The 16819-nt window shown below is 43.4% G+C and carries 13 protein-coding genes and 1 pseudogene; 7 read left to right on the top strand and 7 right to left on the bottom strand.

Going from position 1 to position 16819, the window contains the following annotated elements; genetic code table 11:
- Nucleotides 1–12 precede the first annotated feature (12 nt).
- From ACMX3D_RS04540 to ACMX3D_RS04515, 6 genes are all read right to left on the bottom strand, one after another.
- On the bottom strand, nt 13–1434 hold the full coding sequence (locus tag ACMX3D_RS04540; RefSeq protein ID WP_482750092.1) for an ISKra4 family transposase: 1422 nt from the start codon (nt 1432–1434) through the stop codon (nt 13–15).
- 17 nt (nt 1435–1451) lie between these two features.
- Entirely contained in the window at nt 1452–2105 is a 654-nt protein-coding gene (locus ACMX3D_RS04535) for a plasmid pRiA4b ORF-3 family protein (RefSeq protein ID WP_482750093.1), read from the bottom strand.
- 135 nt (nt 2106–2240) lie between these two features.
- Nucleotides 2241–2789, bottom strand: a complete 549-nt coding sequence (locus ACMX3D_RS04530) for a DUF4126 domain-containing protein (protein ID WP_482750276.1) — start codon at nt 2787–2789, stop codon at nt 2241–2243.
- Between the two features lie 135 nt (nt 2790–2924).
- Nucleotides 2925–4220, bottom strand: coding sequence for an adenylosuccinate lyase (gene purB, locus ACMX3D_RS04525; protein ID WP_482750275.1), 1296 nt, complete (start codon nt 4218–4220; stop codon nt 2925–2927).
- 208 nt (nt 4221–4428) lie between these two features.
- Nucleotides 4429–4965, bottom strand: coding sequence for a DUF421 domain-containing protein (locus ACMX3D_RS04520; protein WP_482750274.1), 537 nt, complete (start codon nt 4963–4965; stop codon nt 4429–4431).
- A gap of 29 nt (nt 4966–4994) precedes the next feature.
- Nucleotides 4995–5909, bottom strand: a complete 915-nt coding sequence (locus tag ACMX3D_RS04515) for a YihY/virulence factor BrkB family protein (RefSeq protein WP_482750273.1) — start codon at nt 5907–5909, stop codon at nt 4995–4997.
- A 317-nt stretch (nt 5910–6226) separates the two neighbouring features.
- On the opposite strand from ACMX3D_RS04515, the gene ACMX3D_RS04510 reads away from it, so the two are divergent.
- Nucleotides 6227–7090: a Tab2 family RNA-binding protein gene (locus ACMX3D_RS04510; protein WP_482750272.1), complete on the top strand. Its 864-nt coding sequence runs from the start codon at nt 6227–6229 to the stop codon at nt 7088–7090.
- Between the two features lie 167 nt (nt 7091–7257).
- Here ACMX3D_RS04510 and ACMX3D_RS04505 read toward each other — a convergent pair whose 3' ends face one another.
- A complete protein-coding gene (locus tag ACMX3D_RS04505; protein ID WP_301280989.1) occupies nt 7258–7386 on the bottom strand; it encodes a hypothetical protein in 129 nt (42 codons plus the stop codon).
- On the opposite strand from ACMX3D_RS04505, the gene ACMX3D_RS04500 reads away from it, so the two are divergent.
- The 6 genes and pseudogenes from ACMX3D_RS04500 to ACMX3D_RS04475 all read left to right on the top strand — a co-directional run.
- On the top strand, nt 7385–8698 hold the full coding sequence (locus tag ACMX3D_RS04500; RefSeq protein ID WP_482750271.1) for a TldD/PmbA family protein: 1314 nt from the start codon (nt 7385–7387) through the stop codon (nt 8696–8698). The genes ACMX3D_RS04505 and ACMX3D_RS04500 overlap by 2 nt on opposite strands.
- 549 nt (nt 8699–9247) lie before the next feature.
- Nucleotides 9248–9694 carry a hypothetical protein gene (locus ACMX3D_RS04495; protein ID WP_482750270.1) on the top strand — a complete coding sequence of 149 codons (447 nt, stop codon included), beginning with the start codon at nt 9248–9250 and terminating at the stop codon, nt 9692–9694.
- 44 nt (nt 9695–9738) lie between these two features.
- A complete protein-coding gene (locus ACMX3D_RS04490; protein ID WP_482750269.1) occupies nt 9739–13365 on the top strand; it encodes a tetratricopeptide repeat protein in 3627 nt (1208 codons plus the stop codon).
- A 74-nt stretch (nt 13366–13439) separates the two neighbouring features.
- Complete coding sequence (locus ACMX3D_RS04485) at nt 13440–13571, top strand: hypothetical protein (RefSeq protein ID WP_482750268.1); 132 nt, start codon at nt 13440–13442, stop codon at nt 13569–13571.
- A 70-nt stretch (nt 13572–13641) separates the two neighbouring features.
- Nucleotides 13642–16269 carry a chloride channel protein gene (locus tag ACMX3D_RS04480; RefSeq protein WP_482750267.1) on the top strand — a complete coding sequence of 876 codons (2628 nt, stop codon included), beginning with the start codon at nt 13642–13644 and terminating at the stop codon, nt 16267–16269.
- 35 nt (nt 16270–16304) lie between these two features.
- A pseudogene (locus ACMX3D_RS04475) lies at nt 16305–16637 on the top strand (DUF4351 domain-containing protein); the annotation flags it as partial.
- Nucleotides 16638–16819 lie beyond the last annotated feature (182 nt).

Here is a 16819-nt window from a genome sequence, read left to right as displayed (position 1 = left end):
AAGCATAAGACTTTAGCGTATTGCCCGTTCGCTATCGACCTTAAATCCGGGATACCATTGCTGGAATTTGCTAACCCACTCATCATTTAAAACTTTAGTTCGGACTTGGATTAGGAGATGACTTCCTTCTGGAGTCCACCGCATCTGTTGTTTTTTAACGAATCGTTTGCTAATCACTTGATTGACGGTAGATTCTACAAACGAGCTAGAAATACGTTCTCCATTCCGGTAGCGTTCGCCATAATTTGGAATATACTGACCATTATTTGAGATGTAAGTTTCAAATTCCTCTAAATAGTCAGAGAGTTTTTCTGCTTCCAGGCTTGGTTCAGTATCATAATCATCTGAAGCTAATGCACAGGCACTATCCATTAAATCTTCAATTTTTGATAATGCTTTAAATACATTCCCATGCCACAAATACCACTTTAAAGAAGTCAAATCTTTTTGGATTGATTCGCTCGAAATACCTGTTTCTACATCTTCTTTAGTTATACCTTTGGCAATTTGTTTCATCACAGTGATCCGCATTGTGATGTGAAACCAATCGAGTATATGTTCTGCATTAGGGTTCAGATAATACTGTAAGTCACGAATACTTTCTTCACCATCTGATAAAAATGTGACCTGTTGGTTCATTTGCATCCCTTGAGATTTTAGCACCTCAAATATACGGCGTTGCGGTTTGGTATCGTAACAATAAACCATGCCAAAACGCTTGGATGTACCGTCAGCTTTTATACTCTTGCCTGCAATAACCTGAAACTGACCTGCTGTTTTAGTTTTTCTGTTATAGAAACGAACATATCCTCCATCCATACCTACTACCAACGGTAAATCAGGTCTGGGAAGCCTATCCCAATCTCTCTGGCAACCCTCAAATAATATTCCGACTTCTTCTGGTAATTCTGATTCCAAACGCTGACCAAGTGAGTGTAGATTGTTGCGTATAGATGTAGCGTTTATTTCTCCTTTTACTGGTAGTAATTCTTGTAATAATTTGCTAGACAGTCCATAAGACATTAGGGATGCAAATTTTGATTCTAGGTAGAGCAATTCGGGTGATGTACGCTCTTTTAATAGGTTTGCTACTGGGTTAAAACTACGAGTTGTTTGCTCACTACAAGCACAGTTAAATAATCGATGACATTGCAGTTTTAATTTACCAAAAGGTGTTCTATGTGTGATTGTTCGTTTATCTTTATGCAATAACTTCTTGCCACAATCTGAGCATAATTCCTGCTGTTTTTGATATTCTGTAATTTGTTGATTAACTATGCTGCGTTGTGTCTGAAGCAATAATTCTTTGCCTTGGTCTAGCGATAGTCCTAAGTTTTCCGGTTGTAGATTACCCTTTTCAATTTGTAAAACTTCTTGGATTAATTGGGTTTCTCCTGATTCTGATTCAACAACTACTTGGATTTTAAATTTCACACTATCCCCTTAAACAATTACATCAATTCTCTGTCTCCGGTAGCGTATTTTAGTAGATTTTGGTTGACTTTTTGACGGTCAAAACAGTTTTGATACACTAGTAGCCAAGTTAGTAACGAGCTTGCTTCTTCTCTATCCATGTCAAATTTCTTGTTCTCTAACATTGAAGCAAAACGCTCTAACACGTCAGAAATAAAAAATTCTTCCCTTGCTTTCATGAAGCCCCAAGGGCCACCACAGTTCTCAGGGGGGCAAACACCTTTACCGCCAGTGCAGATTGGGTAAGTTTGCGTTGGATCTGGAGTATGTATCGCTTCTACTCTGATTTGATGCCGCCACCAATAACGCCATGCACCCATTAATGGGCAAATACTGAAGTCATATTCGTATAAAAATTTCTCTTTCTCCCTCAAACCAAGGGACGAGAGTTTTACTTCACAGGCGCGATCGCTAAATACTGTTCCCCCTGGTTGGGTAATCCCGTACTGCTTACCGTGGATGATGAAATGATGGAGGTGAATATCTTCCCACCCCATTGCCAACTGGATCGTGTAATGCAAATCTTCTATTGTGCTATCGCTGCTGACTTTTATACGCCGCCAAATCATGGGGCTGATGCTCAACAGCACCACTTTTAATTGATATATGACTCTTTCAGCCGGATCAATCATTGAGTCATCTTACCGCGTCTTGTCCCTCATCTCCCCCGAAATTTTTCGCTCTCCCTATAGAAGTAAACATAAAATTAATGTAGGGTGTGTTGGTGGTTTAGGCGAAAGCCAGAACACAACTTAATTATTATTTACTTAATTAATACTTTTCTTTTGGTAACGCCAGTCATACCATTGTTTAGCACTACGCACGGCAAACCAAAGCAGTATTAAAGCAATTAATCCTCCTTGCCAAGGCGCATCAAAAGCAAATAATACTAAAGCAATACAGAGAGTATCTTGCAGAAAAACTGCCCACAAAGGTAAGCCGCGCAAGCGATAAAACCAACCAACTTGTACGAGTTGTAATACTAAAGCTAACAATCCGCCAATTAAAGCAATTAACCAGTTAGGTGTTGCAGTTGCAGAAGCGACTGCTAACCCCATAATTGCCCCCACAAGCGGAGATAAAAATAGTTGAACTACTTGTATGACTCTCTGCCCCAGTCGTTTTTTAGAAGCAAATAATTCTAATAATGACCAACTGGTGAGTAAGCCTAACAAAATCGGTTGGGAAATATGAGATAAAAGGGGGGTTTGCGACCACAAGTTGCTGCCCTGCAACAGTCCGATGATCAATAGAGGTATGCCTATTCTCATTCCTGCTGCCGCAGAAGCAGAAAGCATGGCAAGAATTTCAATCATTAGGGCAATTTATAAATAAGCAAATATTTGTTATTTATCTTACCCACGACTAGCAATAATTCCAGCACAGACAAAAATTATTTAGCGGGTTGCTTGACTTAGATGACTAAATTCCCCCCAAAAGGGGGGAATAAGCTAAATATCCAAACGTTTGTAAACTTCTTGCAAATGCTGGAGATGGTGCTGCGGATCAAAACACTTTTCAATTTCTGCTGGCGAGAGTTTTTCGGTAACTTGCGGATCTTTACTAATCAAATCGTGAAAATTGCCTTCTGGCTTATTCCAAGCAGCGTGGGCGCTTTGTTGCACGATCGCATAAGCTTCTTCGCGGCTTAAACCCTTGTCTACTAAGGTGAGTAGCACTCTTTGGCTGAAGACTACACCACCATAACAGTTGAGATTTCGCGCCATGTTCTCAGGATACACCAGTAGATTTTTCACCAAGTCGGTGATTTCCACCAGCATAAAGTGAGTCAAAATGCAGGCATCTGGCAAAACTACTCGTTCTACAGAACTGTGAGAAATGTCCCGTTCATGCCATAAAGCCACGTTTTCTAAAGTTGCACCAGCATGACTTCTCACCAACCGCGCCATCCCTGTTAATCTTTCAGAACGGATGGGGTTACGCTTGTGCGGCATCGCACTGGAACCTTTTTGGCCTTTGGCGAAGAATTCTTCAACTTCCAGAACGTCTGTTTTTTGCAGATTACGAATTTCAACGGCAAAACGTTCAATAGATGCTGCTAGTAATGCCAATTGCTGCACATAATCGGCGTGACGATCGCGGGAAATTACTTGTGTGGAAGCTGTATCGGGTTTGAGTCCGAGTTTTTGACAAGCGATCGCTTCGACACGTGGTTCAATGTTGGCATAAGTTCCGACTGCACCGGAAATTTTGCCGACAGCAATGGTTTCTCGCAGAATTTTCAGACGTTCTTGGTGGCGTAACACTTCTGCTAACCACCCAGCTAACTTAAAACCAAAGGTGATTGGTTCGGCGTGGATACCGTGCGATCGCCCAATCATCACTGTATGTTTGTGTTCCCGTGCCTTTTGGCGAATTACCTCAATTAACTCTTCCAGGCGTTGGGATATCACATCTAGACTTGCAACTAGTTGCAATGCTAAAGCTGTATCCAGTACATCTGAACTGGTTAAACCTAAGTGAATATAACGTCCAGCTTCACCTACATATTCATTGACATTTGTCAAGAAAGCGATGACATCATGACGGACTTCCGCTTCAATTTCTAGAATCCGCTTGGGGTCAAAATTAGCCTTGGCTTTGATTTCTTCAACTGCACCAGAGGGAATGTAACCCAGTTCAGCTTGGGCTTCGCAAGCTGCAATCTCTACCTGAAGCCAGGTTTTGAACTTATAAAATTCAGTCCACAGGTTGCCCATTTCGGGCAAAGTATAACGCTCAATCAACGTTCGCGGCAGAATACAACTGTCATATTTTACAGTCTAATTTGCCTAGATAGACAACATGAAGGGAACAGGCAACAGGGAATAGGGAACAGGGTTTTCTTTTGAATAGAATTAGATGGTCTTTATTTATCTCAGCACTCAGCACTCAACACTCAACACTCAGCACTCAGCACTCAGCACTCAGCACTCAGCACTCAACACTCAGCACTTATCCTTGAGCTTTTTGTTTAGCGGGAGAAAGAGTTGGTGTGTCTGATGTAATAATACTGATGCCACCATCAGATTCCATGTACGCTAACTTCACCTCAGCTAAAAATTCTACTCCTTGCTGACGTAACTTACTCATCAACTCATCTTCTGTAATCAGTGCTTTTTCGAGATGACGGTAAATCATTTGACCATTTTTTACCAACAGTAGCGGCGGCGGATTAAGAAAACGCTGAAACTTAGGCAATTTATAACCCAACCAGTTAAGAAAGTAACTCCAAAAAATCACTGTTCCGACTAGGATGCCACCTTCAGTAATTGATGTATAGTGACTTGCCATTGCATTTTGGGCAGCTTCAGCAAATAATACAACTACCAGTAAATCAGTGATTCCTAGTGTTCCTATCTGTCGGCTAGGAAGAAAGCGTAAAACTGAGAACAACGCCAGATAAACCAGAGAACCCCTAATAATTAATTCTAAAATGCTAATACTAGGAATAAAAATTGCCGGCCAATCAATATAAAACCATTTATCCATTTTTATGTATTTTACTTTTTGGATAATATTTATTTGCGATCGCTTTTCATACGATTAGATTGACCATTGTTATTCAGTGGTATGGCGTTACGTGTTGGTCTAATACCGCTACCGTATCTTCTGGCATAAACTTGGGTAAACTCTGCACCAAAAAACAGAATTTGTGCTGCGTAATAAACCCAAGCAAGAATTACTACTAACGAACCAGCTGCACCGTAAGTTGAGCCAAAACTGTTATTGCCAAGATATTGACCTAATAAATATCTACCCAAAGAAAACAATAAAGAAGTGATGACGGCACCAATTAAAACATCATTCCAAGTAATTTTGACATCTGGTAAAACTTTGAAAATTAGCCCAAATAATAGTGTAGTAATAGCAAAAGAAAGTAAAAAGTTAACAATTCGCCAAATAAAATCTACACCGGGTAGTAAGTTGCTAAAATAGCTTACTATTGCTGTCAAAACTGTACTAATTACCAGTGTTACTAGCAGTAAAAAACCAATACCCAAAATCATGGCAAAAGATAAAGCCCGCTGACGTACAACATTTTTTACGCCACGTCCAGGTTTTGGTTTGACTTCCCAAATGGTATTCAGGGCATCTTGTAGTTCAGTAAATAAACCTGTAGCACCCAAAAGTAACAGTGCAATACTAATTATCGAAGCAATTGTTCCTGTTTTTGGTTGGTTGGCATTTCTGATAGCTATTTCGATAAACTCAGCACCATCTGGGCCGACTAAACCTTGAATTTGACGAACTATTTCACCTCTAGCTGCATCTTCTCCGAATACTGCACCAGCGATCGCAATGACAATAATCAGCAACGGTGCAATCGAAAAAATCGTGTAATAAGCTAATGCTGCGGCTAAACGTGAAGCTTTATCTTCACTCCATTCTTGGAAAGTTTCTTGAAACAGCCGCACAATTGCCTGAAAGTTCATTTACTCAGTCTCCTTATTGGAGGATATCGCTTTCTTCCTTGATATATTTGATACTGATTTGAGAATCAGCGACATCTTCCTAAAGGAGTTTGTGTAGCTTCCTGCAAGAGGGATTTTTAGGACTTATGCACAGAGATTGTCTGTAGAGACTGGGTGTAAGAGTTTTGATTACTCATACCCTAAACCCCTATACCCCTTGCCTGACAGGTGTAGGTGTTTTACAAGAGTGTGAGTAATGCTGGTTTCCCTGCTGCCCTAAGCCTCGTATGATCAAGATATCAGCAAAATATAAAATCGCCAGATTTTCACGGCATAACATGGGCAGTATTTGGGAACTCGATTTTTACTCTCGTCCAATTTTGGATGAAAATCAAAAAAAAGTTTGGGAAGTTGTAATCTGTGAAAGTCCCTTGGATATTCGATCGCAAACAGATTCTTTATTTCGCTATGCTCAATATTGTCCCAGCACCCAAGTCAATTCTGGCTGGTTGCGGACGGCGATACAGGAAGCAATTAACAAAGCCGGAGAAGCACCGATTAAAATCCGCTTTTTCCGCCGCCAAATGAACAACATGATTACTAAAGCCTGCGAAGATTTGGGAATTCCGGCTCAACCTAGTCGTCGCACTTTGTTGCTGAACAAGTGGCTGCAACAACGAATGGAAGAAGTTTATCCTCAAGAACCAGGGTATCAAGGCGGAACTAACCCCTCAGTGCGTTTGGAAAGTCCTTTACCGCAGCGTTTACCTGATGCTTTGGAAGGACAGCAGTGGGTGTTTGTCAGTTTATCAGCAGCAGATTTGGCAGAAATGCCGGAATGGGAAATTGGTTTTGGCGAAGCTTTCCCCTTAGATTTGGCACAATTATCGCCAGAAACTCGCATTCCGGGAGTTTTGATTTTTTCTCCTAGGGCTTTACCCTTAGCTGGGTGGATGTCTGGTTTGGAGTTAGCTTTTTTAAGAGTAGATAATAGTGCTGGTACAAGATTGATTTTAGAAACCGGTGCTACGGAAAGTTGGATTTTGGCAAATATCAAAACTCCGCAAACTGTAGTAGAAGCTAAAGGTTTTGCAGAAGCTAAACAAAAAGCAAATGGAGTGCATTTTATTGGTGTACAGTCAAGTCCCCAAGCAGAATCTTTTGCTGGGTTTTGGCTGTTGCAAGAGGTAGGTTTACCGTAGAAGAGGTAAGGGAGACAAGGTGCAGGGAGCAAGGGGAAATACTCTCCACTCTGCACCCTGCACCCCGCCCCCTGCCATTTCCCAGGTACAGACTGATACATACCAATGATTTTTGGGGAATTCTCTGCATTGATGAAACGCTGATAGATACCCATGATTTGGGATAATTATCTGCGTCCGTCTCCGTTGTCAAAAGCAAATTGCTGATTTGCGCGGATAGGCACCAATGATTTGGGATAATTATCTGCGTTTGCTTGCAGTTCAAAATCCGAAATCCACAATTCACCAAGGGTCATGGGTTCTGAAAATTTCTCACACGATACACTAGCAGAACAGCTGCTGGAACTAGCCATCAAATCGGGAGCCGAAGCGGCTGAGGTGTATCAGTCGCGATCGCTTTCTCGTCCTGTCTTTTTTGAGGCTAACCGACTTAAACAGCTAGAAACCAGTCAATCTGAAGGCACAACGTTGCGATTATGGCGCAATGGTCGTCCAGGATTGACGGTAGCTTACGGTATTGTTCCACCCGCAGCGATGGTGGAACGGGCTTTAGCTTTGAGTGAACTAAATCAACCGGAACCAATCGAGTTGGCGAGTAACTCAAAGCCAGCTTACCCAAATTTGGGTAAAAGTGTACCGATAGAAGTTTTAGTCAATTGGGGCAAAGAAGCGATCGCCATTATCCGCGATGTTTACCCAGATGTGCTATGCAATAGTGACTGGGAATGTGATGTGGAAACTACTAGACTTGTAAATAGTCAAGGTCTAGATTGTTACTACACCGACACTACCCTCAGCTGTTATATGTCAGCCGAATGGGTGAGGGGCGATGATTTTTTGAGTGTTTCTGATGGTCAAACTCAACGGAATAGCCTAGACCCAGAAAAATTAGCATATCAGATTTTACAAAGGTTAGTCTGGGCAAAAGAAAATGTTGCGCCGCCGACTGGTCGTGTACCAGTTTTATTTACTTCTAAAGCAGCTGATATGCTGTGGGGAACTGCCCAAGCAGCTTTAAACGGTAAACGTGTATTAGAAGCGGCTTCTCCTTGGGGAGAACGTATAGGTAAACAAGTAGTTGCTTCAAGTTTGACACTTTATCAAGACCCGGAAGCTGGCCCTTACAGTTGTCCTTTTGATGATGAAGGAACTCCGACAAAGGCTTTAGTATTTGTCAAGGATGGCATATTACAGCATTTTTATGGCGATCGCACCACAGGCCGTCAACTTGGTATCGGTACTACTGGAAATGGTTTTCGTCCCGGTTTAGGTAGTTATCCTTCTCCTGGGTTGTTTAATTTCTTGATTCAGCCTGGTACAACATCGCTGCGAGAATTAATTCGGCAATTAGATAATGGTCTCATTGTGGATCAAATGTTAGGTGGTAGCGGTGGTATTTCGGGTGACTTTTCCATCAATATTGATTTGGGATATCGGGTAAAAAATGGTCAAGTAATTGGCCGTGTTAAAGATACGATGGTTGCTGGTAATGTTTACACAGCCCTGAAACAAGTCGTAGCCTTGGGCAGTGATGCTGATTGGAATGGTTCTTGTTACACTCCATCTTTAATAGTCGAAGGGTTATCTACTACTGGTCGAAATAATTAAACGGGTATTGATGCTGTTGCTGGTGATTTGTTGTTTAATTTAGACGAAGCAACTTTAAAAGCCAAATCTGGGCGTTTCGCACTCACTAAATCACCCATCAGTGCATTACGGGAGAGGTTCAAGGTTGAAATCGGAAGTTTTGGAGCGATCGCACTTGAGCAATCGTTTCAAAATCATGATTGTTGTGAATTAACAGTAAATCATTGCTAGTGTGCCTAATATGCTTGCCATGATATTTGCCTCCTTTGGTTACTGTCTAACGTTCCCCTTCAGCAGCGTTAGATAATTGTAGCAACCCCACCAATATCTCTCAACCGTCCGCTACAAGGAGCTTGCCAGCTTGCATTGAGGTATAAAAACGTACCTTACCATCAACATCTTCAGTGAGCCTAGAAGATGTTGATGGTTCAGGCTGTATGAATTGGGTTGTGAGTTAAGGGATCTGGGGTTCCCCAAAAATCCACTGCTTAATTTAAGTGTAAAGTTTTCAGTAGAATTGAGAATTCCTTTGGTAGATAAAGATATGACCCTAAGCTTGGAGTTTGCCCAATGACCGACCCTGCATCATTGACTGCCTCTACGATCGCCACCCTTGCCTGCCAAAAGTTTATTGAGTCTGGTGCAGGTGAACTAGGCAAGAAATATACGATGGAGGCGATCGCCAAAATGGAAAGCCTGCTCAAGCGCATCTGGACAAAGCTGCGCGGCAAGCCTCGTATTGAGGAGGTCAAAGCATCAATAGAGAAAACCCACAAAATCGCGCCGGAACAGATTAACCAGATCGCCGCTTATTTACAGGTTGCAATGGATGATGATCCCCAATTTGCCGATGAAATTAAGTTGATGGCGCAGCAAATTAACGCCGGGAAGATTCAGGACAATAGCTCAATGGTGCAGAATAATTCCGACAATGCGAGGGGTTGGCAAACGAAAGTTGAGGGCGGAACAGCCTTTATTGGCGAGAACCATATTCATGGCAAGTCGCCTGAAGCTTGATTAATTTCCTTCTTACTTCATTTTCTTTTTATAGACTACCCTTCATGTCAGATTTATTGATTGAACAGTTTTGTCAAATGCTGGCTGAGTATTTGGAAGATAATGGTAGTGTTTCCAAGTCTGAAAGCATTGCATTTTTGCAGTCAGTTATTCAAGCGGACGCTCGTTTGAGAACGGTTTTTGAAGACCGCATGGTGCAATTCAACCAAGGAAATGCGGTTGGATTCCAAACATGGTTAGAAAGTGGTGCTAGAGGATTTTTTGGTACTAACTATGTGGTTCATGATCCAATGGTGCTGCGGGAAGGGATGAGAACACTCCTGGATGAACTGGCAAGGCGACCTGTGGGTACCCCCAACAATCTACCCTTTAGCGGGGTAGTGAAGTTTGTGGGACGTGAAGACGCACTGGTTCAGGTGCAAGCCAAGTTACAAGCCGCCACCACGGTTGCCGTCACCTCGGTGTCGGGGATGGGGGGTGTGGGTAAGACGGAACTGGCATTGCAGTATGCCTACCAGCACTTGCAGGCGAATACCTATCCCGGTGGTTTGTGCTGGATTAATGTCAGGTCGCAAGATGTGGGTTTGGGCTTGTTGGAGTTTGCCCGCACACAGTTGGGGCTACCGGAACCGCCCGATATTCTGGAAACTTTGCTGGAGAAGGTGCAGTGGGTGTGCCGTCGCTGGCAGGGGGAACCGATTCTGGTGGTGCTGGATGATGTTACGGATGATGAAGCGGTGAAGCCCTATTTGAATCTGCTTGATCCCCGCTTTCGGGTATTGATAACTACTCGGTTGAAGTTGTTAGCCTCAGCTCAACGACTAGAATTGGAGGTGTTGACAGAGGCGGCATCCCTGGAACTGTTGCGGGTGTTGGTGAATGATCCAGAGCGGATTGATAGTCAACTCGCCGATGCTCAACGGTTGTGTGAGTGGTTGGGCTATTTGCCTTTAGGACTGGAACTGGTGGGGCGATACCTGGCTCGGAGGGAGGACTTGAGCTTGGTGGAAATGTTGGAGCGGTTGGAAACAAAAAAGTTGGAGGCTCAGGCGTTGTTGCAAGCGAAGCAGATGACGGCTCAACTGGGCGTGGCAGCAGCTTTCCAATTAACTTGGGATGATGAGCAATTCCCCAACGAAGCAAAGATGCTTTGCGGATTGTTGAGTGTGTTTGCTCTAGCGCCCATTCCCTGGAATTTGGTGGAAAAATGCCTGCCAGATTGGAACAAGGAGGACTTAGAGAATTGCCAGGTTGATCACTTACTGGGACGCAGTTTGCTATCCAGAGTTGGACAAAAACTATATCAACTGCACCAACTGCTGCGAGAGTTTTTTGTGGTGAAGCGAGAGGAGATGACAAATGACGTTGCTCTGAAGCAAACGGTGTGCCGAGTTATGTCAGCCGAAGCAACCCGAATGCCAATTGTAGAAACCCAAGCACAGGTTGAGCAGTTTACCCCCCTCATCCCCCATCTCAAGGAAGTTGCGACTAAGCTGTGTCTGTGGCTTGCTGATGCTGATTTGATCTATCCATCTACCCGTGTTGCTCAATTCTATGGGGGGCAGGCAGACTATACCTCTGCCCTGATCTGGTTTCAACAGTGTCTAGAAACAACAGAAGCTCGATTGGGTAATAACCATCCTGATGTTGCCGCAAGTCTGGATAATCTAGCAAACTTTTATCGAATAGTCGGTCGCTACGCTGAAGCAAAACCACTTTTCCAGAGAGCGATAGTTATTAGGGAACAGCAGTTGGGTGCCGACCATCCCGATGTTGCCATTAGCCTTAATAATTTGGCACTCCTCTACCATGCCCAAGGACAATATGCCAAAGCAGAAGTGTACTATCAGCAAGCACTCTCTATCTATGAAAAACAGTTGGGCAGCGACCACTGGGAATTCGCTACTAGCCTCAACAATCTGGCAGAGGTTTACCGAGCGCAAGGACGTTATGCCGATGCTGAACCTGTCCTCCAGCGATCGCTCTCCATCCGTCAACAACGGTTGGGTAAAAACCATCCCGATGTCGCTCAAAGTCTGGCTAACCTAGCACTCCTCTATCACGCTCAAGGACAATATGCCAACGCGGAAGTGCATCACCAGCAAGCACTCTCCATCCAGGAACAGCAGTTGGGTAGTGACCACCCCAATGTTGCCAACAGCATCAACAATTTAGCATCTGTATACCAAGCCCAGGGACGGTATGCTGACGCAGAGTTATCCTTTCAGCGATCTCTAGAAATTTGGGAGCAGAAATTAGGCAAAGACCATCCCAGTGTCGCCAACAGCCTTAACAATCTGGCATTACTTTACCAGGCACAGGGACGGTATGCTGACGCAGAACCTCTCCTACAGCGATCGCTCACTATCCGAGAACAGCAGTTGGGTAGTGACAACTCCGATGTCGCTGTTGGCCTCAACAATCTGGCAACACTATACCTGGCGCAAGGACGCTACACTGAGACCGAGCCTTTGTATAAGCGAGCGCTGGCAATTTGGGAGCAGCAATTAGGCAAAGACCATCCCAATGTAGCTAAAAACCTGAACAATTTGGCATTACTCTACCAAACTGAGGGACGCTACGCTGAAGCAGAACCACTCTACCAGCGATCGCTAGCAATCTATGAACAACAGTTAGGCAGTTATCATCCCGATGTTGCCCAGAGCCTCAATAATCTAGCAGTACTATATCTTTTGCAGGGACGCTATAGCGAGGCTAGACCGCTCTTACAGCGATCGCTCAACCTTCGAGAACAACAGTTAGGCAGTGACCATCCCGATGTTGCCCAAACCCTCAGTAATCTTGCATACCTCCACCAAATACAAGGATTCTACAGCGAGGCTGAATCTTTCTATCAAAGATCACTCTCAATCCAAGAACGGCAGTTGGGAGCCAATCATTCTGATGTTGCCAACAGTCTCAATAATTTGGCAGAACTTTGCCGAGTACAAGGACGCTACGCTGAGGCAGAGCCTTTATATAAGCGGTCGCTGGCAATTTGGGAGCAGCAATTAGGCAAAGATCATCCAAATGTTGCCAACAGTCTCAATAATTTGGCAGAACTTTGCCGAGTACAAGGACGCTACGCTGAGGCAGAGCCTTTATATAAGCGAGCGCTGGCAATTTGGGAGCAGCAATTAGGCAAAGATCATCCAAATGTTGCTAACAGCCTCAACAACCTTGGATTACTCTACCAGTCACAAGGACGCTACGCTGAAGCAGAGCCTTTATATAAGCGATCGCTGGCAATCTGGGAGCAGCAACTGGGTAAAAATCACCCTAATGTCGGTCGAAGTCTTATTGGACTGGCATACCTTTACTACGTGCAGGGGTGCTATACCGAGGCAGAACTCCTCTATCAACGATCACTAGCAATTTTGGAGCCGCAATTAGGTAGAGACCATCCCGATGTTGCTAATATTCTCAACAATTTGGCATTACTCTACCAAACGCAAGGACGCTACACCGAAGCAGAACCCCTCTATATTCGGGCAATGAGCATTTGGGGAAGACAGCTAGGAGCAAACCATCCTAACACTCAAACCTGCAAACAAAACTTCTTGACTTTGCTCCACCAAGCATTTGCGTCAGGACGAACCGAACAACTTTCCGACCATCCCTTAACGCAAGCTGTCTTACAACAAATGCAGGCAGAGAATGGTAATGCCTGAAATAAGTCACTTCCAAGGATGGGGGATTAGGGCAGTGGGGTGATGGGATAATGAGACAAACTGGGAGGTTGCCTATGAAAATTGGGGTACAGTTGCAGGAAAAACGGGCAGCAATTTTGGCAACAGCAGCAAAATATGGTGAACTTGGTTCACTTGTGTTTCCCTCAAGACGCGATCGCCCCATAAAACTGAAACATCTTGCCTAGCTGCTAATCTCTATCTCCTATTTCAAGGTATAACTATGAACAGCAATCATAAATAAAATATAAATTTTATATGATATCGCTTCCTGTTCTGAGTCAGCGCTTGCGTCGTTGGTGGCAGCCTAGAAAAGGTTTAGCGATCGCCGAAGCTTCTATAATCGGTCTTGTAGCGGCTTTATCTGCGGTATTCTTAAAAGTAGGGTCTGGATGGTTGGGCGCATGGCGCGTTCATGCTTCTCACGTTTTCCCAGCATGGTTAGCCTTACCAGTAGTTGGTTTAGCTTTTGGCTATCTTGCTGGTTTGTTAGTACAGCGGTTAGCACCAGAAGCTTCTGGTAGCGGTATCCCTCAAGTCAAAGCTAATCTGGCCAATGTACCAATAAAATTATCTTGGCGAGTGGCTGCGGTAAAGTTACTCAGTGCCATGATTGTCATTGGTTCTGGCATAACTTTAGGCAGACAAGGCCCTACTGTTCAAGTCGGCGCAAGTTTAGCCGCAGGAATGAGTCGCTTTGTTCCCACCTCCCCAGATCATCGGCGACAGATGATTGCAGCAGGTGCAGGCGCAGGTCTAGCGGCTGCGTTTAATGCGCCGTTGGCTGGTGTTATATTTATTGTCGAAGAATTACTGCAAGATTTATCGGGGATAACTTTAGGAACCGCTATCATCGCTTCATTTATTGGCGGTGTAGTATCACGGTTGTTGGGTGGTCGCAGTCTGCAATTAAATCTAGAATTAATGCATTTTTCTAGTCAGTTTTCTCTGCCAGAAATTCCCTTTTTCTTAGTATTGGGAGTATTGGCAGGTTTACTCGGTGCATTATTTAATCGCGGTATAGTTTTTAGTATTAAATTTTATCAAAGATTACACATTAGTTTGCCATTAAAAGTGGCTTTGGCTGGATTTATTTCGGGGATAGTAGTAGCAATCCTCCCGGAATATTTTCGGAATAATTCGGGTTTACGAGAGTATATCATTACAGGTGATTCTAATGCTTCTGTAGCAGCGATCGCTTTTATTGCTCAGTTTATGCTTACTTTAATAGCATTTGGTTCTGGTGCGCCTGGAGGATTATTTGCACCTAGTCTTATCTTAGGTTCTTGCTTAGGACACTTTGTTGGTGTTTGGGAATCTCACTTGTTAGGTATTGGTTCTTTACCTACTTATGCTTTAGCGGGAATGGGGGGATTTTTTAGCGCCGTTTCAAAAGTACCAATCACTGCAATTGTGATTGTCTTTGAAATGACAACAGATTTCAACCTGGTTTTACCCTTAATGATTGTGGCTGTGGTAGCTTACTTAGTTGCAGATAAAGTCATGCCAGGATCACTTTACGATACACTTTTGCAGTTGAAAGGCATTACCCTGACAAAAGTCGCCCCAGCGGAAGCTATCTTAACAACATTAACTGCCAAAGATGTGATGCAACAGCAGGTAGAAACCCTCGATGCAGACATGACTTTAGAAGAAACCAAGCAGGCATTTTCTAGTTCTCATCATCGGGGTTTTCCTGTAGTCAAAGATAGCAAGTTAGTAGGAATTGTTACGCAATCAGATTTAACAAAAACACCGAATCGCAACTTACCAAACGATACGCCGTTAAGGGAAATTATGACCCCTGCACCGATGACGGTCACACCCATCCACACCTTAAGTAATGTACTTTATTTACTTGACCGTTACCAAATCAGTCGTTTGCCAGTAGTAGATGGGCGAAAATTAATTGGAATTATTACTCGTGCAGACATTATTCGCGCCGAAGCTGGCCATCTCAATGGTGAGAATGTTACCCCAACACCACAACCAGAACCTTCTTATGTAGTTTACCAAACGCGATCGCCGAGTATTGGCAGAGGTAGATTATTAGTGCCGATAGCTAATCCTGAAACTGCTGCTACTCTGCTGCAAATGGCTACCGCTATTGCCCGCGATCGCCATTATGAAATAGAGTGTGTACAGATAATGATAGTATCTCGCCACAGTTCCCCAGCGGAAACCCAAGTGAGAACTGCCAAAAGTCGGCGCTTACTACGACAAGCCGAAGTTTTAGCCAAGAAATGGCGCATTCCCTTGCATACACAAATTCGCGTCGCCCATGATTCCGCCCAAGCTATCTTAGAAACTATTCAAGAACGTCACATAGACATGATTTTAATGGGTTGGAAAGGTAGCACATCCACCCCAGGACGAATTTTTGGCAATATTGTCGATACGATAATTCGCCAAGCCACCTGCGATGTAGTGTTGGTGAAGTTGGGACAAGGGGAAAATCTTATTTCATCTACTCAGCACTCTTTCAACCGCTGGTTAATACCAATGGCTGGCGGCCCCAATGCGAGATTCGCCATTAAATTGTTACCTGCATTAGTGACATTAGGAAATGAACCAGAAATTCACTTAACGCAAGTATTCAAACCATCCGAGTTAAAACCAAATATGCAGATTTTAGAACAGGCCATCCGCCAACTAATGCGTCACCGTCAATTGTCTAGTACTGCCTTTGTTGCTACACCAGTACAAGCTGATTCAGTTTCCGAGGGTGTAATTAACTTGGTGAAAAAAGAAGGCTTTGATGTTGTAGTTTTAGGTGCGACCCGCGAAGGATTACTGCAACAAGCAATTCAAGGTAATATTCCCGAAGCGATCGCTTCTGGTGTAGAAAGTACAGTAATTCTAGTACGTGGTGCGATTAATACTTAAATCAATATTGAAAGTTTAAATATTAGTACTTTTATCTGCTTTATAACTTGCAACAAAACTTGCGAATAAATCAAAATACAGAAGCAGATGATCGGGAGTTAGTGATGAGATTAGCACCACTATATCAACAAGACAGAGAACAAGCTCGACAAGAAGGATTACAGCAAGGTTTACAACAAGGAGAACAACAAATTATTCTGCGCCTGTTAAATCGACGAATGGGAAATCTAGATTTATCTCTAATCGAACAAATTCAAAGATTATCTATGGAACAGTTAGAAGCACTGGGAGAAGCATTGTTAGATTTTTCTACAGTTGCGGATTTAGAAGTTTGGTTAAGTCAACAACAAGAAACAGAAAACCAGTAAGTTACTAATGTTGATGACTTTGATTGAATGATGGGCGATCGCTCTCATAAAATTTCTCAGAATATATGTGCGATCGCCTATATGATATTTATGTCATTCCGTATTCTATTTAACGATTATTGTTTACAATCAGTTGCATCTTTGGTATGAGGAGTAGTAGTGAGAGCGTAAGTAGGGTTGAA

The sequence above is a fragment of the Anabaena sp. TISTR 8404 genome (assembly GCF_056847745.1).
The sequence above is the reverse complement of the archived record's forward strand: the minus strand, read 5'-3'. Positions and strand labels throughout refer to the sequence as shown.

Bases quoted from the DNA above. Each gene is read 5' to 3' on its own strand.
- ACMX3D_RS04480 (WP_482750267.1), top strand. From the start codon at position 13,642: ATGATATCGCTTCCTGTTCTGAGTCAGCGCTTGCGTCGTTGGTGGCAG.
- ACMX3D_RS04520 (WP_482750274.1), bottom strand. From the start codon at position 4,965: ATGGATAAATGGTTTTATATTGATTGGCCGGCAATTTTTATTCCTAGT.
- ACMX3D_RS04490 (WP_482750269.1), top strand. From the start codon at position 9,739: ATGTCAGATTTATTGATTGAACAGTTTTGTCAAATGCTGGCTGAGTAT.
- ACMX3D_RS04500 (WP_482750271.1), top strand. From the start codon at position 7,385: ATGGGTTCTGAAAATTTCTCACACGATACACTAGCAGAACAGCTGCTG.
- ACMX3D_RS04535 (WP_482750093.1), bottom strand. From the start codon at position 2,105: ATGATTGATCCGGCTGAAAGAGTCATATATCAATTAAAAGTGGTGCTG.
- ACMX3D_RS04510 (WP_482750272.1), top strand. From the start codon at position 6,227: ATGGGCAGTATTTGGGAACTCGATTTTTACTCTCGTCCAATTTTGGAT.
- ACMX3D_RS04515 (WP_482750273.1), bottom strand. From the start codon at position 5,909: ATGAACTTTCAGGCAATTGTGCGGCTGTTTCAAGAAACTTTCCAAGAA.
- ACMX3D_RS04495 (WP_482750270.1), top strand. From the start codon at position 9,248: ATGACCGACCCTGCATCATTGACTGCCTCTACGATCGCCACCCTTGCC.
- ACMX3D_RS04485 (WP_482750268.1), top strand. From the start codon at position 13,440: ATGAAAATTGGGGTACAGTTGCAGGAAAAACGGGCAGCAATTTTGGCA.
- ACMX3D_RS04505 (WP_301280989.1), bottom strand. From the start codon at position 7,386: ATGACCCTTGGTGAATTGTGGATTTCGGATTTTGAACTGCAAGCAAAC.
- ACMX3D_RS04530 (WP_482750276.1), bottom strand. From the start codon at position 2,789: ATGATTGAAATTCTTGCCATGCTTTCTGCTTCTGCGGCAGCAGGAATG.